Below are 21,323 nucleotides of genomic sequence, written 5' to 3' on the forward strand. Positions count from 1 at the left end.
CGTCCATTTACCCGATTTAAGTTTATAGGTCAGATGATGCTAAAAAATAAAACGATCTTTACCCTCAGTGCCGTTGCGGCAGCAATGGCCTTGAGTGCATGCCAACCTAAACAGCCTGAGCCTAAAAAAGAGGACAAGGTGACCCAGTCGCAAGCTGCTCAAGCCGAAGCTTTAACATTGGTGGGAGACACGGAAAAGCTGACTTTAAATTTGCCTGAATGTGATGGGAATAGCTGTCCTGAAATCAGCATTGAGCGTCTTTCCAGTAACCAGGTTTTTATTGATGAATTTATCGATCAGCAAATTTTAAAGCAGCTGGAGCAAAGTGTAGATATTTCGCCGAAATCCTTGAAGGCAGGGCAGCAGGAGACTGCAGTTGGCGGAAATTCGAAAGATTCAAACCCGGCCCAGGCATCGGAAGCTGCTGCATCGGAAACTATTGAAACACCGAAACAGAAACTGGAAAAGCAGGTAGCTCCTTATCTGCAGACCTTTTTAGCGCTGGATAGAGAACTGAAAGCGTTAAGTGCCAGTCATCAGATTAGCCTGATGATCAAGCCGAAGATTCTCAATGCAGCCCAACCTTTGGCAACTGTGGTGTTAAATTCCAGCAGTTATCTGGGCGGAGCACATGGTTCATCCTCACAGTATTATTATAATTTTGACCTGAAAAAGAAAAAATTGGTCGCACTGGATGATATTTTGCTGCCCAAGCAGAAAGCGGTACTGGAACAGAAAGCCCATGAAGAGTTTAAACGTTGGGTTATTGATTCCAAGTTGGCAAATAGCGTTGAAGAATATGAACAGGCGTGGAAATTTACCTTATCGGACAATTTCTACCTGTCTACTCAAGGTCTGATTTTGCAATATGGCGAATATGAAATCGGGCCTTATGTCGTTGGATTGCCACGTTTGACCATTCCGTATGAACAGTTGCAAAGCGTGCTGAAGAAAGAGTACTTGCCTCCAGTGGAAGTCAAAAATGAGGCTGCATCGGCAAGTGCAGCTGTCGCAAATAAAGCCCGATCTTAATGTCTTATTCACTGTTTGATACCCACACCCATTTTGACGTTCCCGATTTCGATGCAGATCGGGAACAGCTGGCGCATGCAGCCAAGGCGGTCGGGGTAGAACGTTTGATTCTGATTGGTTTTGTCCAGTCCCGCTTTCAGGATCTGCTCTACACGCAGCATTTTCTCAATCAGTTAAAGGGTGCTCCTCAAAGTTATTTAGCACCGGGATTGCATCCTTTTTATATTGAGCAGCATCAAATTTCGCATCTGGCCGATCTGGAACAGCTTTTAAAAATAGAAGATTGTGTTGCGGTGGGTGAAATTGGTCTGGATACCTTTTTGGCACAGCACAAGCAGCCAGACATGTTTCAGAAACAACGAGATTTTTTTGCTGCGCAGCTTGAATTGGCGGAACAGTTTGATAAGCCGGTGTTATTGCATATCCGCAAATCGCATGCAGAAACGCTGGCTCTATTAAAACAGCAACAATTTAGCTTGGGTGGAATTGCCCATGCGTTTAGTGGCGGAATAGAAGAAGCCAAGGCCTTTGTTAAACTGGGTTTTAAAATTGGTGTCACCGGGCAAATTACCAATCCCAATGCCAAAAAACTGCATCGGGTGGTGCAGGCTATAGGTGCTGAACATCTGGTTCTGGAAACCGACTGTCCGGATATGCCCCCCTTATGCTGTCAAAGCTCCACTGAACAGCGAAGCCGCAATACGCCAGTCAATTTACCCTATGTGCTGGATGGATTGGCACAATCGCTGAATCTGGACCAGGCTTTTCTTGCCGCACAACTCTGGCAAAATTCCCTGGATGCCCTAAGGCTGACATCTTAAAAAACATTGTAAAACCAGATTTGATCCATCAATGTGGGTTCTTAAGCTATGTTTTGCCATGAATTGGCTTGCCTGTCTGAGCGATATTTTATGCAAAGTTGCAAAGATTCATTTTCTGTTCTTAAATGCTATCTATACTCCTTTAAAAATTAAACGACAATAATGAGGAAATTATGCAAAGTAATAATCCTATTTTAACCCGGGTCGAAACCCAGAGTGATTTTAACCAGGCCATGACGGTGCAAGGCGCCATCCAGAAGTCAGTGTTATTAACCGTGATTGCCGCTGTAGTCGGTGTATCGCTTTTTTTATATAGCTTTATGACGCTGAATATATCCATTGCCTATGCCGCTGCCATGGTGGGGGCGATTGGCGGATTTATCCTGGCACTTATCGCCACATTCAAGCCCAACACAGCACCCACCTTGGCCATTCCTTATGCGCTGTTTGAAGGGGCATTTTTAGGAGGCATTTCGGTCATATTTCAGCTGAAATTTCCAGGTGTACCTTTGCAGGCCTTGCTGGCAACTTTTGTTACCACACTGGTCATGTTTGGGTTATACCGCTTTCAGATTATTCGTGCCACAGAAAAATTTAAAGCTGTGGTGATGTCTGCTTCGATTGCCATTGCCATTGTATTTGTGGTGCAAATGGTCATGGGGTTGGCTTTTGGCTCAAGTATCCCTTATATCTTTGAAAGCAACTGGCTGGGGATTGGCTTTGCTGCATTCATTGCAGTGATTGCTTCTTTAAACCTGATACTCGATTTTGACCTGATCGAATCATCTGCTGCACAGTATGCACCGAAAGCGATGGAATGGTTGTGTGGTATTGCCTTATTGGCAACCTTGGTGTGGATGTATTACTCGTTCCTACGCTTGCTGGGATTGTTGCAAGGGGATGATTAATCCTTTTCAGCATGACAGCTAGCTCAATAGCAGGATCAATCCAGAAATGCTCCCCGATGGTGGAGCATTTTTTATGGTTTTTACACAACATGTTAAAAAAAGGCGCATTATGCAATTTCGCAAATGCTTCAGACTTGGCATTATGCTGGTAAATTATTTTGAGTGAGATTCACATGGCACAAGGACTATTGGCGGGTAAGCGTTTTCTCATCGCGGGTATTGCAAGTAAATTATCCATTGCATTTGGTATTGCTCAAGCCTTGCATCGCGAAGGTGCTGAACTGGCATTTACCTATCCGAATGAAAAATTAAAAAAACGTGTTGATGAGTTTGCTGCACAATTCGGTTCAACACTGGTTTTCCCTTGTGACGTGGCTGTAGATGCTGAAATTGACCAGGCTTTTGCAGAATTGGCAAAACATTGGGATGGCCTGGATGGCGTGGTTCATTCAATCGGTTTTGCACCAGCACATACTTTAGATGGTGATTTCACCGATGTTACCGACCGTGAAGGTTTTAACATTGCCCACGACATCAGTGCATACAGCTTTATTGCCATGGCACGTGCTGCAAAACCATTATTACTGGCTCGCCAAGGCTGCTTGCTGACTCTGACTTACCAAGGTTCTGAACGTGTAATGCCGAATTACAACGTGATGGGTATGGCGAAAGCATCGTTAGAAGCGGGTGTACGTTATTTAGCCTCTAGTTTGGGTGCTGAAGGTATTCGCGTGAATGCCATTTCTGCAGGTCCAATCCGTACCCTTGCTGCTTCAGGCATCAAGTCTTTCCGTAAAATGCTCGACCTGAATGAAAAAGTTGCGCCACTGAAACGCAATGTGACCATTGAAGATGTCGGTAATGCGGCATTGTTCCTGTGCTCACCTTGGGCCAATGGTATTACTGGCGAAATTATGTATGTTGATGCCGGCTTTAATACTGTAGGTATGAGCGCCGATTTGATGATGGATGGTGAATAAAAAACTCCCTCCTTTTTTAAAGGAGGGTTGGGGAGGATTATATTTCGGAAAGTTATCCATACTTAAATCTCCCCAAACCCCTCTTTATTAAAGAGGGGCTTAAAAGCCAATAAAAAAGACCGCAAATGCGGTCTTTTTTATTTTCAGGCTTAAGCGCTTAAGCTTGGCCTTCAGCAGCGGCAGCTTGAGCACGTTGCATATTTGCTTCAAATTCAGCATCGAAGTTAATTGGCGTAAGCAGCAATTGCGGGAAGCTGCCTTTAGTGACCATGTCATTGACTGCTTCACGTAGGAACGGGAACAGGATATTTGGACAATAAGCACCCAGAATATATGGAAGGCGTTCTTCTTCAACACCGTCAATCAGGAAAATACCGGCTTGAGTCACATCCACGATAAATGCCGTATCACCCGCATTATTGGCCTGAACCACGACTTGTAATGACACTTCGTAATGCGTTGCATCAATTTTTTCTGCAGAAGAAGACAGGTTGATATTGAGTTCAGGCTGCCATTCTTTAGTAAATACTTGCGCCCCAGGTACTTCAAAAGAAATATCTTTAGTATAAATACGTTCTAGTGCTAATTGTGGTTGAGCTTGTTGTTCACTCATTCTTTAATCCTTAATTGAAGAGCTGACTTAATAAAATGTTAAGCCAATAGTTCGTTTAGTTTTCCTTCACGCTCTAAAGCATAAAGTTGATCAAAACCACCAATAAACTGGTCGTTAATAAAAATTTGTGGAACAGTACGGTGATTGGTGCGTTGCATCAATTCGACACGTACTTCAGGCGCTTCGTTAGATAAGTTAATTTCTTTATAAGCCACGCCTTTACGCTCAAGAAGTTGCTTTGCGCGAATGCAATATGGGCATACGGTGGTGGAATAAATAATTACTTCAGCCATTCAAAATCTCCAAGCGTATTATTTGCTTTTAATCAGGGGTAAGCCTTGCACTTTCCAGTTGTTGATTCCACCGTCTAGACGGTAACTGTCGGCATGTCCCACTTGTTGTAATGCTGAACCTGCGATTTGACCCAAATTGCAAATAAACACAAGTGGACGGTCTGCAGATTTTAACTCTTCAATATGACTGCTAATCTGGCTATAGGGAATATTACGGCTACCGCTGATATGACCTTCACGGAAATCTTTGGCATCACGTAAATCAATCAGCATGGCATTTTTAGCTTTCACTAAAATACCTAAAGATTGTGGTGAAATTTTACGGCCATTGCGTTGCCCTTCTAAAATAAAGAACAAAACAACCAACACCCCGAGCGTTCCAAACAAGAAGGGGTGATTCCCCATAAATTCGAACCAACGTTCCACAAGTCACCTAATTACAATTTCAAAATTGCGTAGAGTATAGCCTATAAATATGGCGATCAAAATCACTGCTTCAAGGGCTAAGGGTTAAGAAAAATTAATTTTTTTGTTGCGCTTCAGTAATTTCATCGATTAAACGCAAATAACTGTCTAAACGGCGCTGCAAGATTTCACCAGATTCCACGGCCTGACGCAAAGCACATTGCTTTTCATGCTTATGGGTACAATTCCTGAACTGACAATGTCCGAGCAGATTTTCAATGTCAGGAAAACCATGCTGCACTTTGGCCAGATCCAGATGCCATAAACCAAATTCACGGATTCCCGGAGAGTCAATCAGGGCAGCGCCTTCACCAAAGGCAATTAAACGGGTAGAGGTGGTGGTGTGCTGACCCAGCGCCGAGTTTTCCGAAATGATATTGGTTTTTTGCGCTGCCTCTGGAACAATGGCATTAATCAGCGAGCTTTTGCCGACACCGGACTGGCCAACAAAGGCGACCGTTTCACCCGCCAGGCGTTTTGCCAGAGCGGAAACCGATACCTCACCGGTAGACTGGCATTGCATCACCTCATATCCCAGATCTTGGTATTCTCTGACCAGGTCTAGAATCGGGTCATTTTCCTGAATTAAATCAGCTTTATTCAATACCAGTAAAGCTGGAATTTCGGCATCGGCACAGGCCACCAGATAACGGTCAATCAGACTGGGTGCAACTTCCGGAAAGGAGGCAAATACAATCACAATCAGGCTGACATTGGCCGCGACAGGTTTAACCTTGTGATAACGGTCGGGACGGGTCAATAGCGATTTACGTGGATGAATGGCGGTAATAATACCGAGTCCGGTATTCGGATCGGCCTGCCATTTCACGCGGTCACCTGTGACCAGCGCTTCCAGATTGGTCCGGGTATGACAGCGCCATACGCTGCCGACTTCAATCGGCTTCCAGAAAGGCTCTGGTTCACCTGCTGCAACGATAGGTTTACTCGGGTGCTTTTCGGGCGCTGAGAGGGCTTGCACTTCAAGCTGACGGCCATAATGTTGCACCACCAGGCCTTCTAAATCATTTGAAGTGTCGAGTTCTTCTTGACGTGTTTGATGTTGTTTCTGAATGCGACGTTGCTGCTGTTCAGTTAAACGACGTTTACGAATTAAAGCCATTCATATCCTAAAAAAAGCATGGACTAAGAATGGCAAAAATAGCATGAAGCGGGGTAGGAGTTACAGCCAAGTTGCAATAAATTTGCTACTATAGCGGTTTTTAAGCCCAATAAGATTGCACATTTATGAGCAGCACCCCTGATACCCGCCTGATTTGGATTGACCTGGAAATGACAGGTCTGGATACGGATAACGATCAAATTATTGAAGTTGCAACAATTGTGACTGACGATAACCTGAATATTCTGGCGGAAGGTCCAGTGCTGGCTGTGCATCAGTCGGATCGCGTGTTAAATGCGATGGATGAATGGAATACGCGTCAACATGGTCAATCGGGTCTGATCGAACGGGTACGCCGCAGTAAATTGACCGCACAAGATGCCGAACAGCAAACCCTGGAATTCCTGAAAAAATGGGTTAATCCAAAATCATCACCGATGTGCGGTAACTCCATTTGTCAGGACCGCCGTTTCTTGCACCGTTTAATGCCGGAACTGGAACAGTTCTTCCATTACCGTAATCTGGATGTGTCTTCAGTGAAAGAGCTGGCAAAACGCTGGCGCCCGGAAATCATGAGCGGCTTGAAAAAGAATGCTTCACACCTGGCGATGGATGACATCCGAGATTCAATTGCCGAACTGAAATACTATCGTGAATACTTCTTTATTATGAATAAATGAAGCGGCATTAATAGATGAATAGAAAAGGGGCGAAAGCCTCTTTTTTTATGTCTGCTACAGTTATTAAATGATGCGAAAGATATAGATTATCGAATTGAGTCGGAATTTGATAAAATGCGTCGGTGTTTTTTAGCTGTTAGATGACGAATGAATGATCTTCCTGAAGATGATGAATATGAGCGCCGCTTTGCCGGGGTAGAAAAAATTTATGGAGATGAGGCGTTTCGTCAGTACGAACACAGCCATGTGATGGTGATCGGGATTGGCGGCGTTGGTTCCTGGGCGGTTGAAGCCCTGGCACGTACCGGTATTGGTGAACTGACCCTGATTGATATGGATGTGGTTGCTGCATCGAATATTAACCGTCAATTGCCGGCCATGAGTTCGACCTTGGGGCGGGAAAAAATAGAAGTGATGGCCGAGCGTTGTTATTCGATTAATCCACGGATCAAGATCAATCTGGTGGATGATTATCTAACCCCGGACAATGTCAAAGAGTTGTTAGAAAATACCCCTGATGTGGTTCTGGACTGTATTGATGATGTCAAAGCCAAACTGGCGTTAATGCTGCATTGCCGTTTTAATAAAATTCCGCTGATTGTATCGGGTGGAGCAGGGGGCAAGCTGGATCCGTTAAAAATTCGGGTTGCTGATTTGTCTAAAACCGAACAGGACCCAATGCTGGCGAAACTGCGCAGCCAGCTACGTGCCAAAGGCATCTGTAAAAAGCCCAAAGAAAAATTTGGCATTAGCTGTGTGTATTCTATTGATAATCCGTTCTCGGGCGCAGAAGTCTGTGCCAGTGCAGGCCTGCGCTGTGGCGGTTATGGCTCGGCAGTGGTGGTCACTTCAAGTTTTGCCATGGTAGCGGTATCAGAAGTGTTAAAGAAACTGGCCTTGAAAAAGCCTAAAAAATTGCAATGACCTCATCACGATAAAAATTAGAAGTTTATAAAAAGGATGAATCCGATGTGATGTGATCGGGTTCATCCAGATTTTGAAACCTTATAAAAATTAAAGTCCAAAATAATAAGCCAGTACACAAATGACAATGGTCAGCAAAATCAGTTTAATCACGCCCGATGTACCGACTTTATGCGAGGCATGCGCAGGATGGCTTTTCACCTGTGGGGGGGTAGGCGGAGTGCTTGGCGCGCCATCTAGTGGATTGGCCACTTCAACTTTGGTCAATCGTGCGGACTGATAATGATTGGCAACTTTGGCTATAAATTTTGCAGTTAAATCATCCAGCTTTTGCGAGAAATGACGTAGATTCAGCTGTTCTTCAGGTGTCAGTTCACTGCCATCTGCATGATAGGGATGTTGCTGTTTTTGCTGAATAAGAGCCGACAAGGCTTCTAGGCGATGCAGTGTGGTATGCGCATAATCTGCCTGATAATCGCTTGGCAATAAAGGCAGATATTTACTTTCCGGCAATGGGGAGCCATCGGCATTTTCCGTTGCCGTTTGCGGCATTCCATAATACGGAAAATCACGATTCGCAGGCTCGGTAAAGCCCTGTGCAAATTTGCTGTCAAATAATTCGTTATTGGTATAAACTTGAATGTCATCCCAATTCGGCTGTTGCAAATCGGCATCGATGCGTTTTGCCAGTTTTGAATTCAGCTCGAAACGCCAGAAAGTTTCCTGACGGCACTGTTCCTGTTGTGGCTTAGGCGCTGCATAGTCATGATCTGCGTTATACCATTCCGCCAATTCCTTGCCGAAAATCCAGGCGGTTTTCTTATTGTGCTCATGGCTGACAATAAAATGCGGAATGGCAAGCAGTTCAACATTGGCATTGGGGTTCTGTTCATCATTGAGCAGACTGGAACTGTGCAGGCTGATGCGCAGCGTTCCCTGTCTTTTTAGACCTTCCAGCCAGATTTGAAAATGTTGGGCCAGTAAATGTTGTGACAGCAGATCCCGGAAACGCAAATTGTGCTGGTTAAAAATGGCATGTTGCACCCAATGATTAAAGCTCAGATTCTGGCTGAGGTATTCATTGCCATAGGTCACCAAAGTAAGCTGCTGTTTCCAAATCTGATCGAGTGCCATTGTTATTGATCTCATAAATATTGGCTTTATCTTATACTTTTTCTAAATATGGTTGCCAATCTAATTTTTCCTCTACAGGGAACTTCATCAACGCGCTCAAAAACTGTTAGAATATGGGGTTTTATTATATTTTTAAATTGTTGCTTTGAGAGTTACTATGTCACTGGAAGCCCTGACCACTGAAGCGCTCGCTGCGATTGCAGCAGCAGAGGACCTTGCTACACTCGATCAAGTACGAGTGCAATTTACAGGGAAGAAAAGCCAGCTCGCGGAACAATCCAAGGCACTGGGTAAAATGGATCCTGAAGAACGTAAAGTTTTTGGGGCGAAAATTCATGCGGTCCGTGAAGCCATCACTGGCGCACTTACAACACGCCAGGCGGAATTACAAAAAGCTGCACTAGAACAAAAACTCGCCAGCGAAACGATCGATATTACCTTGCCGGGTCGCGGTCAAAGTGTGGGCAGTATTCACCCTGTGACTCAAGTGCAGGAACGCATTTGCCAATTCTTTACCAAAGCTGGTTTCACGGTTGCGACAGGCCCTGAAGTTGAAGATGATTATCACAACTTTGAAGCGTTGAATATTCCGGGGCATCACCCGGCACGTGCCATGCATGACACCTTCTATTTTGATGCCAACCACTTGCTTCGTACCCACACTTCAGGTGTGCAAGTACGTACCATGGAAAAGAATCAGCCGCCAATCCGTATTGTCTGCCCGGGGCGTGTATACCGCTGTGACTCGGACCAGACCCATTCGCCAATGTTCCATCAAATTGAAGGTTTATACGTGGCTGAAAATACCAGCTTTGCTGAACTGAAAGGTTTGCTGGTGAACTTGCTGAACGAATTCTTTGAAAAAGATTTAACCGTACGTTTCCGTCCATCTTACTTCCCGTTCACTGAACCAAGTGCCGAAGTGGATATTATGGATGAACGCGGTCGCTGGCTAGAGGTTTTGGGCTGCGGTATGGTGCATCCGAATGTCCTTCAAGCAGCAGGCATCGATCCTGAAAAATATAAAGGTTTTGCATTCGGTTTAGGTGTAGAGCGTTTTGCCATGCTGCGTTATGGCATTAATGATTTGCGTATGTTCTACCAGAATGATGTGCGTTTCTTACGCCAATTTGCTTAAGGCTTTTATTTAATCCTCTCCTAACCTCTCCTTTTTCAAAGGAGAGGGACTCCGCGAAAAGATAGGGGTTCTCCCCCTTTGAAAAAGGGAGAGTCAGAGGGGGATTCTAGAGATTGAAATTACAGGTTTTTATAAATGAAAATTAGCGAAAATTGGTTGCGCACCTGGGTAAACCCGGCGGTTGATAGCGAAACTTTATCCGATCAACTCACCATGCTGGGCTTGGAAGTTGATGAGCTGGCGCCAGCTGCAAAACCATTTACCGGTGTGGTTGTCGGTGAAGTACTCACTGTAGAACAGCATCCAGATGCAGACCGCTTGCGAGTTACTACCGTAAATATCGGTTCGGGTGAGCCTTTACAGATTGTCTGCGGTGCACCTAACGTACGTGCAGGCATGAAAGCCCCTGTAGCGACCATTGGTGCAGTATTGCCGGGCGATTTTAAAATCAAGAAAGGCAAACTGCGTGGTATCGAATCACAAGGCATGCTGTGTGGTGCTTCTGAAATTGACCTTGAAGATAAAATTGATGGTCTGTTAGAGCTTCCAGGCGACGCACCTGTTGGTGTCAACATCCGTGAATATCTGGATCTGGACGATCACGTGATTGACATCAGTATTACGCCAAACCGTGGTGACTGTTTCAGTATTCGCGGTATCGCGCGCGAGATTGGGGTAATTAACCAATTGCCTGTGACTGCACCTGAAATCACAGAAGTGGCTGCAAGCATTACTGACGAGAAAAAAGTCGTTGTGGAAACTCAAGGCTGCCCACGCTATTTAGGTCGTGTCATCAAAAACGTCAATACCAAAGCCCCTACACCAGAATGGATGGAGCGTGCGCTTGCCCGTTCAGGTATCCGTCAGCACAGCATTTTGGTGGATATTACCAACTATGTACTGATTGAACTGGGTCAACCACTGCATGCTTTTGATGGCGGAAAAGTTCAAGGTTCAGTCCATGTACGTCAAGCCACTGCTGCCGAAAAACTGGTTCTACTCAATGAACAGGAAGTTGAGCTATCTGATGACGTGATGGTGATTGCTGATGATGAAAAGGCATTGGCGATTGCGGGCATCATGGGCGGCCTGTCTTCATCTGTGACTGATGAAACTACGGAAATCTTCCTAGAATCTGCTTTCTTCGCGCCTTTACATATTGCGGGCCGTGCGCGTAGCTTTGGTTTACATACTGATGCATCTCAGCGCTATGAACGTGGTGTAGATTTTGAATTGCCGCTTATTGCCATGCACCGCGCATCACAGTTGATTGCTGAACTGGCGGGTGGTGAGTTTGGTCCAATTACCGTGGCAGAAAAAACCGAGCTTTTACCAAAACGTGAAGCGATTGAACTGAATCAAGCTCAGGTGGATCAGTTATTGGGTTATAAGGTTGAATCTGACTTTATTGCCGATGCCTTGACGCGTTTGGGCTGTGATGTGACAGTTAAAGCTGAAGGTCAATGGAGCGTCGTTCCTCCATCACATCGCTATGATATGGCAATCTATCAAGACCTGATTGAAGAAGTTGCCCGTATTCACGGTTATGACAATATTAAAATCAGCCTGCCTGTGATTGACGTGAAACTTGCCAAACATCAAGATCAGTTTGAAGTGGCTCAACTTCGTCAAACCCTGGTGACTTTAGGATATCAGGAAGCGATCAGTTTCAGCTTTGCCGATGCCAAACTTGAAAAACAGCTGAATCCTACGGTAAATCCGTTGATGTTGGCGAACCCAATCTCCAGTGAATTGGCAGCAATGCGTTCTACACTGTTATCCAGCCTGATTCCATGCGTGCAATACAATATCAATCGTCAGCAAAACCGTGTGCGTTTCTTTGAGTTAGGACTACGTTTTGACTATCAAAATGCGCAAAGCATTCATGATCTTAAACAGATCCCGACTTTGGCTTTAATTGCAGTGGGTGCCAAAACAGCTGAATCTTGGCATGGCAAAGCTCAGCCAATGGATTTCTTTGACTTAAAAGGTGAAGTTGAGGAAATTTTGGCAGCAGGACGGGTTAAAGTTGAATATGTTCGTTCAGAGCGTAGTTGGTTACATCCTGGACAGTCGGCTGAAATTTTAGTAGATAGTCAGTCTGTGGGTTATCTCGGTCGTTTACATCCTTCTTTGGAAGATGAACTCGACTTGGGCATGACTTGGGTTGCCGAACTTGATCAAAAGGCTGTTTTGCAAACTTATGTATCTAATTTTACAGAATTATCACGTTTTCCATCGGTAAGACGTGATATTGCGCTTTTAATTAATGATAAGATTAATGTTAGCGAAATTCAGGGACTTATCGAAAAAACAGGTGGGGAGCTGCTAGACTCGACATGGTTATTCGATGTGTATACTGGACAAGGAGTAGAAGAAGGGAAACGCTCACTGGCATTTGCCCTTCTGTGGCAGCATCCAAGCCGTACATTGGAAGATGCTGAAATTAAATCAGGTATGGATAATATCCTTCAAGTGTTGGAAAACACTTACCAAGCGACATTGAGGGCTTCATGACAGCACTAACAAAAGCAGAAATGGCTGATCATTTAAGTGAGCTCACGAGTTTAAACCGTCGTGAAGCTAAACAAATGGTCGAATTGTTCTTCGATGAGATTAGCCAGGCGCTAATCTCGGGTGAACAGGTTAAACTTTCGGGTTTCGGTAACTTTGAGTTGCGTGACAAGCGTGAACGTCCAGGCCGTAACCCGAAAACCGGCGAGGAAATTCCAATTTCAGCACGCCGTGTAGTCACATTCCGCGCAGGACAGAAATTCCGTCAGCGCGTAGGAAATGAGCAGATCGATTGATCTGCTTTTTTTTGTTTTAAGTTTTTTTAAAGGATTCTGGTTTTCTATCTAGGATAGGCAAGGAAGCGTATTGTTTGAAAATTGGATATTTTTATTCAATATGATTTGATTGACCTTTATTTTAGTCATAAAAAAAGAGAGCCATTGGCTCTCTTTTTTACTGAATAATCGTAAAGATTATTTAGCAGCAGAAGCAGCAGCTTCAGAAGCAGCTGGAGCAGCGTCAACAGCAGAAGCAGCAGCTTCAGTAGCAGAAGCAGCTTCAACAGTAGCAGCAGAAGCAGCAGCAGTAGCTTCAGATGCAGCTACAACAGCTTCAGATGCAGCAGCATCAGCAGCAGGAGCTTCTTCAGTTTTTTTAGCACAACCAACGAAAGCTAAAGTAGTAGCAACTGCAGCAGCAATAGCGATTTTTTTGAATAACATGGCATCACTCTCTAAAATATGAGATTAAAAAAAACCTATGTTAGCCTGTTGAGTGCTTTTATTCTTCCTAAAATTTGTTAGGCAGTAACAATGCAGAGGCAGTCTAACTGGTCTGCGAATATGCTATCACTGCGCATTTTGAATTACTACTAGGTGCTTATTAAAAAATGCAAAAAAAGATAAAAAATGAGCATTTTTTTAACAGAAAATAACAATCAATTGGAAGATTTATATTGGATAAATACTAAATAACTTGCTAAAAATTATGGTTTTATAGATCTAATATTTTTAAGAATAATTAACTTGTCTATTAACTTTACAAAGAAAAGGGTGGATTGTAGCTTTATGTAAATAAAGTCAACCAAATAAAAAGGCTATCCCGAGAGATAGCCTTTTTATGGAAAAACAATAATGACCCGTTTAGTTGGTCGCTTTACGCTTCATTTGATCGAAGAAATCATCATTGGTTTTGGTTTCTTTCATACGATCCAGCAAGAATTCCATGGCTGCCAATTCATCTTGAGTATGCAGCAATTTACGCAGAATCCAGACCTTACGAAGGTTATCTTCGCTCATCAAGCGTTCTTCACGGCGAGTACCGGATTTTTTGATGTTCATTGCAGGGAACACGCGTTTTTCGGCAATGCGGCGATCAAGCGTAATTTCCTGGTTACCGGTACCTTTGAATTCTTCGTAGATCACTTCATCCATCTTGCTGCCTGTTTCAATCAGGGCAGTAGAGATGATCGTCAAAGAGCCACCTTCTTCAATGTTACGTGCAGCACCGAAGAAGCGTTTTGGACGTTCAAGCGCATGCGCATCCACACCACCGGTCAACACTTTGCCAGATGAAGGAATTACAGTGTTATAAGCACGCGCCAGACGGGTAATCGAATCCAGCAGGATCACCACATCTTTCTTGTGTTCTACCAGTCGTTTGGCTTTTTCAATCACCATTTCAGCCACTTGTACGTGACGGGCTGGAGATTCATCAAAGGTTGAGGCAATTACTTCACCACGAACCGTACGTTCCATTTCAGTCACTTCTTCAGGACGTTCGTCGATTAGAAGGACGATAAGGAAACATTCAGGGTTGTTACGAACAATCGATTGCGCGATGTTCTGTAGCAACATGGTTTTACCCGCTTTTGGCGGTGCAACAATAATCGAACGCTGACCTTTACCAATTGGCGCAACCAAGTCAACGACACGTGCAGTTAAGTCTTCAGTGGTACCGTTACCCAGTTCCATGACCAATTGTTCAGTCGGGAACAATGGGGTCAAGTTCTCGAACAGGATCTTGTTACGCGAGTTTTCAGGTGTGTCGTAGTTGATTTGATTAACTTTTAAAAGAGCAAAATAGCGTTCGCCTTCTTTAGGTGGGCGAATTGTGCCAGTAATGGTATCACCGGTGCGTAAGTTGAAGCGGCGAATTTGCGATGGGCTGACATAAATGTCATCCGGGCCTGCAAGATAAGAGCCCGCTGCTGAGCGGAGGAAACCAAAACCATCAGACAGAATTTCCAGAACACCATCACCAAAAATCTCTTCGCCATTCATTGCGTGGCGTTTTAAGATGGCAAAAATGATGTCTTGCTTACGGTTACGGGCCATTCCTTCCAGGCCCATAAACTCGGCAATCTTGATGAGTTCGCCAATCGGTTTTTTCTTGAGTTCAGTTAAATTCATAGGGGGTCAGATAGAATTAAAATTCTGGGATAGAGATGAGAAAAGGGAGCAACATTCAGCCGCTTACACGCAATAAACGTAACGCAATTGTATTTGCACAATAACAATTCAGAGGTCTGATTCATTGTTTCGAAGAGAAAAGTGTAAAAACAATTTCTGTTGCCGAGCGGCGATCTTATGTGTTGTGTCTTGTAAGAAAATGACGGATCAGAAATCCTGTATTCCTTGAACAAGCAATATAAGAGCTAATCGTATTTTTGTCAATTTATAGACGAAAAAAATACGCTATCGGGCGATAGCGTATTGGATTCAATCAAGCTGTTTTAAATTAGATATTTTCTTCAATAAAAGCAGTCAATTTAGATTTTGGCGCAGCACCGACTTGTTGAGCGACAACTTCACCATTTTTAAACATCAATAGTGCAGGAATGTTTCGGATATTGTAGTTTACGGCAGTCGCTTCACAAGCAGTTACGTCAACTTTAACAACTTTTACTTTGCCTTCAAATTCTGTAGACAATACTTCAAGTACAGGTGCAATGGCTTTACAAGGTGCACACCAGCCTGCCCAGAAATCGACCAGTACAGGAATGTCAGATTGTAAAACGTCAGCTTCGAAGTTCGCATCAGTTGTATTTACGATATTGCCAGACATGGAATGCTCCAAATAAATTTTAAGTTAGTTCTATAACTATAAGTATTACATAGCCTCGTTTAACTATGTAGGGGGATATGTAAATTTTCAATCATTATATTGAGTTTGTCTAATTGATGCTCACGATATTGATTATCGTGTCCTACAATGGTTTACGGTATTAAAAAAATTAAAAACTGGTTCAGTTGAACTGATAAATGGCTTTTAAATTGCATGCATGTGAATTACTCTAAGCACAATTCTTATAGGTTTGTTTGAATAATGTCTGATTTTTTGATTGATGAAGAGTTACTTGCTGCCATCGATATGGGGTCGAACAGCTTTCACCTGGCAATTGCACGTGTAGATCATGGCGAAGTAAAAAAAGTGGCTTCGATGTCAGAAAAAGTACAATTGGCAGCTGGCTTAGATGAAAATAAAAATTTGACCGAAGCGGCTCAGCAACGTGGGTTGGCCTGTCTGGCACGTTTTGTCGGACGTTTAAGTTCAGTGCAGCCAAACCGTTTGCGTATTGTGGCAACCAATGCTTTACGTCAGGCTAAAAATGGTCATGAATTCATTCAGAAAGCTGCTGACATTTTACCTAAACCGATCGAAATTATTGCTGGTCGTGAAGAAGCCCGTCTGATTTATTTGGGGGTCTCCCATACCATGGCCAATAGCGGCCGCCGTCTGGTGATTGACATTGGCGGGGGGTCGACCGAGCTGATTATTGGTGAAGCATTCGAACCGATTCATACCGAATCTGTACAAATGGGCTGTGTTGCCTTTACGAAAGCCTATTTTATGGATGGCGAAATTAACCAGAAAGTTTTTGATAAGGCGGTGACCGCTGCACGTAAAGAAATTTCAGGGATTGCCAATACCTATAAAGCTGCAGGTTGGGATACGGTAGTGGGTTCAAGCGGAACGATTAAAGCCTGCCGTCAGATTACGGTGAATATGGGCTGGAGCAATGAAAAAGAAGAACTCACCCGTGAAGGCCTGGAAAAACTTAAAGACAAGTTGCTTAAATATAGGCACGTGGCTGAAATGGAATTTGATGGCCTGAAAGAAGACCGTCGAGCAGTTTTGCCAGCAGGGATTGCCATTTTATATGCCGTATTTGATGTGCTGGGTCTGGATAAACTGGTCTATTCAGATGGTGCTTTACGTGAAGGCGTGATGTATGACTTGCTGGGCCGTTTCCAGCATGAAGACGTTCGCGACCGTTCTGTACATGCCTTAATGGGACGCTATAACGCCGATAGCAAACAGGCTGAACGTGTAGTCAATACCGCACAGCAATTGTTTAATGGCGTTGCACAATCGCTAAATTTAACCAGTGATGACAGTGACTTACTGCGTCGTGCTGCATGTTTGCATGAAATTGGCCTGGCGATCAGTCACAGTGGTTACCATCGCCATGGGGCTTATTTATTGCAACATTCGGATATTCCCGGTTTCTCGCAAATTGATCAAAACCATTTGTCACATTTGGTCGCTCATCATCGTCGTAAACTTCGTGGCGATGCGCGCGTAGATGTTGCAAAGGTCGGTGGTAGCAAACTTGTGTACTTATGTCTATTGCTGCGTTTAGCTGTTTTACTGAATCATAGTCGTAGCGATGAGATGCTTCCTGCCATTGAATTAAGTGTCATCAATGAGCAACAATGGCAACTCAGCGTTTCTGGCGATGCCAAACAATGGCCTTTGCTTGTAGCAGACTTGCATGATGAACAGGTGCAGTTTAAGCATTGGGATATTGAATTGAATATTCAGTCGGAACAATTTATCTATTAACAAGTGATTGGTTAACAAGGTATTGTTAATTTAGGGATAATGGTCGACCTATGAAAAATAAAGCTGCTCAATCTAAAGCATGGACAACGGTTCAAATTGCACGTCATCCGGAACGTCCGCAATTCCTGGATTATGTTGGTGAAATTTTCACTGAATTCGATGCTTTACATGGAGATCGGGTATTTGGTGACGATGGTGCGATGATCGGTGGCTTGGCACGTTTTAATGGTCAGCCAGTGATGATTGTTGGGCAACATCGTGGTCGCAGCACCCGTGAAAAATTGCAACACAACTTCGGCATGAGTAATCCCGAAGGTTACCGTAAAGCACAGCGTCTACTCGACATGGCTGAACGTTTCAACCTGCCGGTATTTACTTTTATCGATACCATGGGTGCCTATCCAGGGGTCGGTGCGGAAGAACGTGGTCAGGCGGAAGCGATTGCCACCAGCCTTGCACAGCTTTCTAGCCTGAAAGTTCCGGTAGTTGCCACCGTTTTAGGTGAAGGCGGTTCAGGCGGTGCACTTGGTATTGGTGTGGCGGATCGTGTGATCATGCTGTCTCACAGTATTTATTCAGTGATTTCTCCTGAAGGTTGTGCATCCATTTTATGGAAAACAGCAGAGAAAGCGGAACAAGCCAGCGAAGCCCTGGCATTAACTGCAGAGAAATTAAAACAACTCGGTATTGTTGAATACGTAGTTGATGAAGGTGAAGGTGCGCATTTGCAGCCTGAAAAAGTGATGCAAGATCTTAAAGATGTGTTACAACAGGCTTTAGAAGAATTGCAATCGATGGATGCGGATGAAAGATGCGAAGCACGTTACCAGCGTTTAATGAAGTTTGGCAGCGACAATTCCGGTCTGGCGTCTTAAAGCAAATCCAGTGCTTTCCTCCTGAAAGCACTTTCTTGATTGGATGTAGCGGTGGCATGGATTCCATGCTGCTTTTGCATCTGATGTCTGATTTAGTTCCTGAAAAAATCCGTACAATCTATGTCGATCACCAGTTGCAAAGTATCAGTGCAGATTGGGGACGATTTGTGTCTGATCAATGCGCAGCGCTGAATGTACCGTGTATTGTTGAAGCGGTTGAAGTGCAAGACGGCAACCTGGAACATCAGGCACGTAACGCACGTTATCAAGCGTATTCAAAACATCTAAAATCCAATGAAATTTTGGTTCTGGCACATCATCAGCAGGATCAGGCCGAAACCTTGATGTTGCGTCTGCTTTCCGGTGCCGGCGTGCATGGGCTCGCTGCGATGAAACAGGTCGATGTACGAGAGCAATTTACCATTTGGCGACCGCTGCTTGATATTTCACGTGAGCAGATTTGCCAATGGGCAACCCAGCTGGGTGTGCAAAATATTGAAGATCCCACCAATTTGGATACCCACTACGATCGGGCCTGGTGCCGTCATGAACTGTGGCCGCTGTTGCAAAAACGCTATCCGAAAATGCAGCAGGCACTCAGCCGCACCAGCTATCTGATGCAGGATGCGGAAGATATTTTGCTGGACGTTTTACAGCAGGATTTAAAGCATTGCGGATCGGCCACTGAACTGGATTTAAAAAAATTAGCTGAATTATCAAGTGCGAGACAAAGGCAACTGCTCTCTGCCTGGATGAAAGAGCAAGATACTTATCGCCCAAGTTTTGAGATGGTGCAACGCTTGTTGCATGAAGTCATTGAGTCTAAATCTGATGCACAGGCTGCATTGCACTGGAATCAATATTATTATGTGCGTTATCAGCAAAAACTTTTCCGCTTAAGTACCACAGAATATTTGGCTGAAAAAAATCAATCGATTGCTAATAAACAGACAATCTTGCTGCAGTTAGGACAAAAGGTTGAAACGCTTTCAGGTGATTATCTGGCTGAAACTGCAAAAGTAGGCCTGTCAACAGCATTGCTGGGTCAAAAACTGGATCTGGTCATGCGTCAAGGCGGCGAAAAAATTCATTTGTATGGACGAGTGGGGGCTTGGCCGTTAAAAAAAGCCATTCAGGAAGCACAAATTTTTCCCTGGCAGCGTTATAGAATTCAAATATTAAGCATAGATAATGTTATGCTTGGTGTTTTTACACCAAAAGGGTTTTGGTTAGCTCAATCTGAGTATTGTGAAATCGGTGGATGGCAACCAAATTTGATCTCTTAGTTAAAAATTCTAAGTCGAGTATAAATCCATGAGTGCAGCTTTAAATTGTAATATTAGTTTTATTGGTGGCGGCAATATGGCCCAGGCCTTGATTGGCGGGCTGATTTCACGTGGCTTGCCGCCAACTCGTATTACAGTTTCTGATCCGGTCGAGAAAGTCCGTCTTTTATTAACAGAAAAAGATGTACACGTGACGGATGACAATATTGCTGCCATTCGTGATGCCGATATTGTCCTTTTTGCAGTGAAGCCGCAAGTCCTGGCCAGCGTATTAAAACCGCTCAAGGGCTTGCTGGAAGGCAAACTGGTGATGTCGATTGTGGCTGGGGCTGAAATCGCGACTATCGCTAACCTGCTAGATACCAACCGTATTGTTCGGGTCATGCCGAATACACCGGCTCTAGTACAAACAGGGGCCCATGGTCTGTATGCAACTGAAGCTGTAAATGCACAGGACCGTGAATTGGCCAGCCAGGTTTTGGCTGCAACCGGTTTAACCATTTGGGTCAATTCAGAAGCACAGATTGATGCTGTCACTGCAGTATCAGGTTCTGGTCCGGCTTATTTCTTCTATATGATGGAAAGCATGATTCGTGCAGGGAAAAACCTGGGTCTGGATGAAAAAGTGGCGACTGCATTGACGCTGCAAACAGCCTTGGGTGCCGCACAAATGGCGATTACCAGTTCAAATACACCGGCAGAACTTCGTAAAAATGTGACTTCTCCAAATGGTACGACCCAAGCTGCACTGGAAGTATTCGATCGTGCGCAAATCTCTCAAAATATTCAGGCCGCTTTGGCTGCAGCGCAAAAGCGCAGTCAAGAACTTGCTCAAGAGCTAAGTGAAAGTAGCAAATAACTCGTTTTTATTTAGGAAAGTTCCAGTATGGGTGCAAACTCTGCGCTGATTTTTGGCATTATCATTAACGTAGCGATTTTGCTCGTATTCTTCCGTTTTCTCATGCAGCTTGCAGCGGTGAACGCTTATAATCCCGTCGTCATGTCTACTGTGAAAGCGACGAAAATTGTCGATGTATTTGGGCGTATTTTTCCCACCCTGGCAAAAGGTCGTGTCAATTCGGCAGCCTTGGCCTTGGTGGTGCTTTTATATTTACTCAAAATTTTTGGGGTGATGTATCTTTCAGGGGCCATGCCGAACAGTCCGGTACATCTGGTGATATTAACCTTTGTCACCATGATTCAGGACCTGATCCGTTTCTGCCGTTACCTGATTTTTGCAACGATCATTTTAAGTTGGGTGGTGATGTTTACTCAATCTCGCTCACCTTATATTGAAGTGATTCAAGAACTGGCAGAACCATTACTGGCACCTTTCCGCCGTATTTTGCCGAATATGGGCATGATTGACCTGTCACCAATTGTTGCATTCCTGGCGCTGTATATTGCCGAAATTATTATGAATGAAGTGGCGATTGTGCTTCTGACTGGGCTTTAAAGTTTAAACAGTAAAATTTGGCGAATAAAAAAGGACTCGATGGAGCACTGCTGTCCCATAGTTTGCTTTAAATAAAAAAACCTGAGTCCTAACAGTTAAAATATGAGTGCAAACAAACACTTTAACGACCAGGATTCAGGTTTTGTCACATCAGAATACCGTATTTCATGAGCTAATTAAACCTGTTGTGCGACAGGATTTTGAACAACTTGCTAAAGTACACCATGTTGGACAGA

At 44.1% G+C, this 21,323-nt stretch carries 22 protein-coding genes; 14 read left to right on the top strand and 8 right to left on the bottom strand.

The window, feature by feature from the left end; all coding sequences use genetic code 11:
- The first annotated feature begins 36 nt into the window (after window positions 1–36).
- The 4 genes from H4I94_RS14030 (at window position 37) to H4I94_RS14045 (ending at window position 3,741) form a co-directional block, all read left to right on the top strand.
- The gene (locus H4I94_RS14030) at window positions 37–1,032 is read left to right on the top strand and encodes an RsiV family protein (protein WP_261183497.1); all 996 of its coding nucleotides are present in this window, start codon (window positions 37–39) and stop codon (window positions 1,030–1,032) included.
- Window positions 1,032–1,853, top strand: coding sequence for a TatD family hydrolase (locus H4I94_RS14035; protein WP_261183498.1), 822 nt, complete (start codon window positions 1,032–1,034; stop codon window positions 1,851–1,853). Before H4I94_RS14030 ends, H4I94_RS14035 begins: the two co-directional genes overlap by 1 nt.
- 173 nt (window positions 1,854–2,026) lie before the next feature.
- Window positions 2,027–2,761 carry a Bax inhibitor-1/YccA family protein gene (locus H4I94_RS14040; RefSeq protein ID WP_261183499.1) on the top strand — a complete coding sequence of 245 codons (735 nt, stop codon included), beginning with the start codon at window positions 2,027–2,029 and terminating at the stop codon, window positions 2,759–2,761.
- 173 nt (window positions 2,762–2,934) lie between these two features.
- Entirely contained in the window at window positions 2,935–3,741 is an 807-nt protein-coding gene (locus H4I94_RS14045; RefSeq protein WP_131273857.1) for an enoyl-ACP reductase, read from the top strand.
- 157 nt (window positions 3,742–3,898) lie between these two features.
- Here the strand turns inward: H4I94_RS14045 and secB are convergent, their stop codons facing one another.
- The 4 genes from secB to rsgA form a co-directional block, all read right to left on the bottom strand.
- The gene (gene secB, locus H4I94_RS14050) at window positions 3,899–4,354 is read right to left on the bottom strand and encodes a protein-export chaperone SecB (RefSeq protein WP_166169354.1); all 456 of its coding nucleotides are present in this window, start codon (window positions 4,352–4,354) and stop codon (window positions 3,899–3,901) included.
- Window positions 4,355–4,392: 38 nt separating this feature from the next.
- Window positions 4,393–4,647 (bottom strand): glutaredoxin 3, encoded by a 255-nt coding sequence (grxC, locus tag H4I94_RS14055; protein ID WP_086197473.1) that lies wholly within the window; start codon window positions 4,645–4,647, stop codon window positions 4,393–4,395.
- Window positions 4,648–4,665: 18 nt separating this feature from the next.
- Window positions 4,666–5,073: a rhodanese-like domain-containing protein gene (locus H4I94_RS14060; RefSeq protein WP_092820866.1), complete on the bottom strand. Its 408-nt coding sequence runs from the start codon at window positions 5,071–5,073 to the stop codon at window positions 4,666–4,668.
- A gap of 94 nt (window positions 5,074–5,167) precedes the next feature.
- On the bottom strand, window positions 5,168–6,232 hold the full coding sequence (gene rsgA / locus H4I94_RS14065) for a small ribosomal subunit biogenesis GTPase RsgA (RefSeq protein WP_261183501.1): 1,065 nt from the start codon (window positions 6,230–6,232) through the stop codon (window positions 5,168–5,170).
- A 125-nt stretch (window positions 6,233–6,357) separates the two neighbouring features.
- Between rsgA and orn the strand changes: the two genes are divergently transcribed.
- A complete protein-coding gene (gene orn / locus H4I94_RS14070) occupies window positions 6,358–6,912 on the top strand; it encodes an oligoribonuclease (protein WP_092820870.1) in 555 nt (184 codons plus the stop codon).
- Window positions 6,913–7,059: 147 nt separating this feature from the next.
- Window positions 7,060–7,836 carry a tRNA threonylcarbamoyladenosine dehydratase gene (locus tag H4I94_RS14075; RefSeq protein ID WP_261183502.1) on the top strand — a complete coding sequence of 259 codons (777 nt, stop codon included), beginning with the start codon at window positions 7,060–7,062 and terminating at the stop codon, window positions 7,834–7,836.
- Between the two features lie 90 nt (window positions 7,837–7,926).
- Here the strand turns inward: H4I94_RS14075 and H4I94_RS14080 are convergent, their stop codons facing one another.
- Window positions 7,927–8,970, bottom strand: coding sequence for a hypothetical protein (locus tag H4I94_RS14080; RefSeq protein WP_261183503.1), 1,044 nt, complete (start codon window positions 8,968–8,970; stop codon window positions 7,927–7,929).
- Between the two features lie 157 nt (window positions 8,971–9,127).
- Here H4I94_RS14080 and pheS point away from each other — a divergent pair, with 157 nt between their 5' ends.
- The 3 genes from pheS to H4I94_RS14095 all read left to right on the top strand — a co-directional run bounded on the left by pheS (window position 9,128) and on the right by H4I94_RS14095 (window position 12,918).
- The gene (gene pheS, locus H4I94_RS14085) at window positions 9,128–10,108 is read left to right on the top strand and encodes a phenylalanine--tRNA ligase subunit alpha (RefSeq protein WP_086197467.1); all 981 of its coding nucleotides are present in this window, start codon (window positions 9,128–9,130) and stop codon (window positions 10,106–10,108) included.
- Window positions 10,109–10,243: 135 nt separating this feature from the next.
- Window positions 10,244–12,625 carry a phenylalanine--tRNA ligase subunit beta gene (gene pheT, locus H4I94_RS14090; RefSeq protein WP_261183504.1) on the top strand — a complete coding sequence of 794 codons (2,382 nt, stop codon included), beginning with the start codon at window positions 10,244–10,246 and terminating at the stop codon, window positions 12,623–12,625.
- Complete coding sequence (locus H4I94_RS14095) at window positions 12,622–12,918, top strand: integration host factor subunit alpha (RefSeq protein WP_086197465.1); 297 nt, start codon at window positions 12,622–12,624, stop codon at window positions 12,916–12,918. Before pheT ends, H4I94_RS14095 begins: the two co-directional genes overlap by 4 nt.
- 177 nt (window positions 12,919–13,095) lie before the next feature.
- Here H4I94_RS14095 and H4I94_RS14100 read toward each other — a convergent pair whose 3' ends face one another.
- From H4I94_RS14100 to trxA, 3 genes are all read right to left on the bottom strand, one after another.
- Window positions 13,096–13,344, bottom strand: a complete 249-nt coding sequence (locus H4I94_RS14100) for a hypothetical protein (RefSeq protein WP_092820877.1) — start codon at window positions 13,342–13,344, stop codon at window positions 13,096–13,098.
- A gap of 420 nt (window positions 13,345–13,764) precedes the next feature.
- Complete coding sequence (rho, locus tag H4I94_RS14105; RefSeq protein WP_005007569.1) at window positions 13,765–15,033, bottom strand: transcription termination factor Rho; 1,269 nt, start codon at window positions 15,031–15,033, stop codon at window positions 13,765–13,767.
- Between the two features lie 328 nt (window positions 15,034–15,361).
- Window positions 15,362–15,688 carry a thioredoxin gene (gene trxA, locus H4I94_RS14110; RefSeq protein WP_092820879.1) on the bottom strand — a complete coding sequence of 109 codons (327 nt, stop codon included), beginning with the start codon at window positions 15,686–15,688 and terminating at the stop codon, window positions 15,362–15,364.
- Between the two features lie 261 nt (window positions 15,689–15,949).
- On the opposite strand from trxA, the gene ppx reads away from it, so the two are divergent.
- From ppx to H4I94_RS14135, 5 genes are read left to right on the top strand one after another with little or no spacing between them, the layout of a single operon-like run.
- Entirely contained in the window at window positions 15,950–17,470 is a 1,521-nt protein-coding gene (gene ppx, locus H4I94_RS14115) for an exopolyphosphatase (RefSeq protein WP_092820881.1), read from the top strand.
- A 50-nt stretch (window positions 17,471–17,520) separates the two neighbouring features.
- Window positions 17,521–18,345 carry an acetyl-CoA carboxylase carboxyltransferase subunit alpha gene (locus H4I94_RS14120; RefSeq protein WP_131273851.1) on the top strand — a complete coding sequence of 275 codons (825 nt, stop codon included), beginning with the start codon at window positions 17,521–17,523 and terminating at the stop codon, window positions 18,343–18,345.
- A complete protein-coding gene (tilS, locus tag H4I94_RS14125; protein ID WP_261183506.1) occupies window positions 18,282–19,631 on the top strand; it encodes a tRNA lysidine(34) synthetase TilS in 1,350 nt (449 codons plus the stop codon). The genes H4I94_RS14120 and tilS overlap by 64 nt, the downstream gene beginning before the upstream one ends.
- Window positions 19,632–19,659: 28 nt before the next feature.
- Window positions 19,660–20,490 (top strand): pyrroline-5-carboxylate reductase, encoded by an 831-nt coding sequence (gene proC / locus H4I94_RS14130; RefSeq protein ID WP_131273849.1) that lies wholly within the window; start codon window positions 19,660–19,662, stop codon window positions 20,488–20,490.
- Between the two features lie 27 nt (window positions 20,491–20,517).
- Window positions 20,518–21,087: a YggT family protein gene (locus tag H4I94_RS14135; RefSeq protein WP_131273848.1), complete on the top strand. Its 570-nt coding sequence runs from the start codon at window positions 20,518–20,520 to the stop codon at window positions 21,085–21,087.
- Window positions 21,088–21,323: the final 236 nt, after the last annotated feature.

The organism is Acinetobacter sp. T_3_1 (assembly GCF_025377055.1).
In the GTDB taxonomy this organism is placed as follows: Bacteria; Pseudomonadota; Gammaproteobacteria; order Pseudomonadales; family Moraxellaceae; genus Acinetobacter; species Acinetobacter kookii.

Bases quoted from the DNA above. Each gene is read 5' to 3' on its own strand.
- tilS (WP_261183506.1), top strand. From the start codon at position 18,282: ATGCGAAGCACGTTACCAGCGTTTAATGAAGTTTGGCAGCGACAATTC.
- secB (WP_166169354.1), bottom strand. From the start codon at position 4,354: ATGAGTGAACAACAAGCTCAACCACAATTAGCACTAGAACGTATTTAT.
- trxA (WP_092820879.1), bottom strand. From the start codon at position 15,688: ATGTCTGGCAATATCGTAAATACAACTGATGCGAACTTCGAAGCTGAC.
- H4I94_RS14095 (WP_086197465.1), top strand. From the start codon at position 12,622: ATGACAGCACTAACAAAAGCAGAAATGGCTGATCATTTAAGTGAGCTC.
- ppx (WP_092820881.1), top strand. From the start codon at position 15,950: ATGTCTGATTTTTTGATTGATGAAGAGTTACTTGCTGCCATCGATATG.
- H4I94_RS14040 (WP_261183499.1), top strand. From the start codon at position 2,027: ATGCAAAGTAATAATCCTATTTTAACCCGGGTCGAAACCCAGAGTGAT.
- orn (WP_092820870.1), top strand. From the start codon at position 6,358: ATGAGCAGCACCCCTGATACCCGCCTGATTTGGATTGACCTGGAAATG.
- proC (WP_131273849.1), top strand. From the start codon at position 19,660: ATGAGTGCAGCTTTAAATTGTAATATTAGTTTTATTGGTGGCGGCAAT.
- H4I94_RS14045 (WP_131273857.1), top strand. From the start codon at position 2,935: ATGGCACAAGGACTATTGGCGGGTAAGCGTTTTCTCATCGCGGGTATT.
- H4I94_RS14120 (WP_131273851.1), top strand. From the start codon at position 17,521: ATGAAAAATAAAGCTGCTCAATCTAAAGCATGGACAACGGTTCAAATT.
- rho (WP_005007569.1), bottom strand. From the start codon at position 15,033: ATGAATTTAACTGAACTCAAGAAAAAACCGATTGGCGAACTCATCAAG.
- grxC (WP_086197473.1), bottom strand. From the start codon at position 4,647: ATGGCTGAAGTAATTATTTATTCCACCACCGTATGCCCATATTGCATT.
- H4I94_RS14035 (WP_261183498.1), top strand. From the start codon at position 1,032: ATGTCTTATTCACTGTTTGATACCCACACCCATTTTGACGTTCCCGAT.
- H4I94_RS14030 (WP_261183497.1), top strand. From the start codon at position 37: ATGCTAAAAAATAAAACGATCTTTACCCTCAGTGCCGTTGCGGCAGCA.
- pheS (WP_086197467.1), top strand. From the start codon at position 9,128: ATGTCACTGGAAGCCCTGACCACTGAAGCGCTCGCTGCGATTGCAGCA.
- H4I94_RS14075 (WP_261183502.1), top strand. From the start codon at position 7,060: ATGAATGATCTTCCTGAAGATGATGAATATGAGCGCCGCTTTGCCGGG.
- H4I94_RS14080 (WP_261183503.1), bottom strand. From the start codon at position 8,970: ATGGCACTCGATCAGATTTGGAAACAGCAGCTTACTTTGGTGACCTAT.
- H4I94_RS14135 (WP_131273848.1), top strand. From the start codon at position 20,518: ATGGGTGCAAACTCTGCGCTGATTTTTGGCATTATCATTAACGTAGCG.
- H4I94_RS14100 (WP_092820877.1), bottom strand. From the start codon at position 13,344: ATGTTATTCAAAAAAATCGCTATTGCTGCTGCAGTTGCTACTACTTTA.
- pheT (WP_261183504.1), top strand. From the start codon at position 10,244: ATGAAAATTAGCGAAAATTGGTTGCGCACCTGGGTAAACCCGGCGGTT.
- rsgA (WP_261183501.1), bottom strand. From the start codon at position 6,232: ATGGCTTTAATTCGTAAACGTCGTTTAACTGAACAGCAGCAACGTCGC.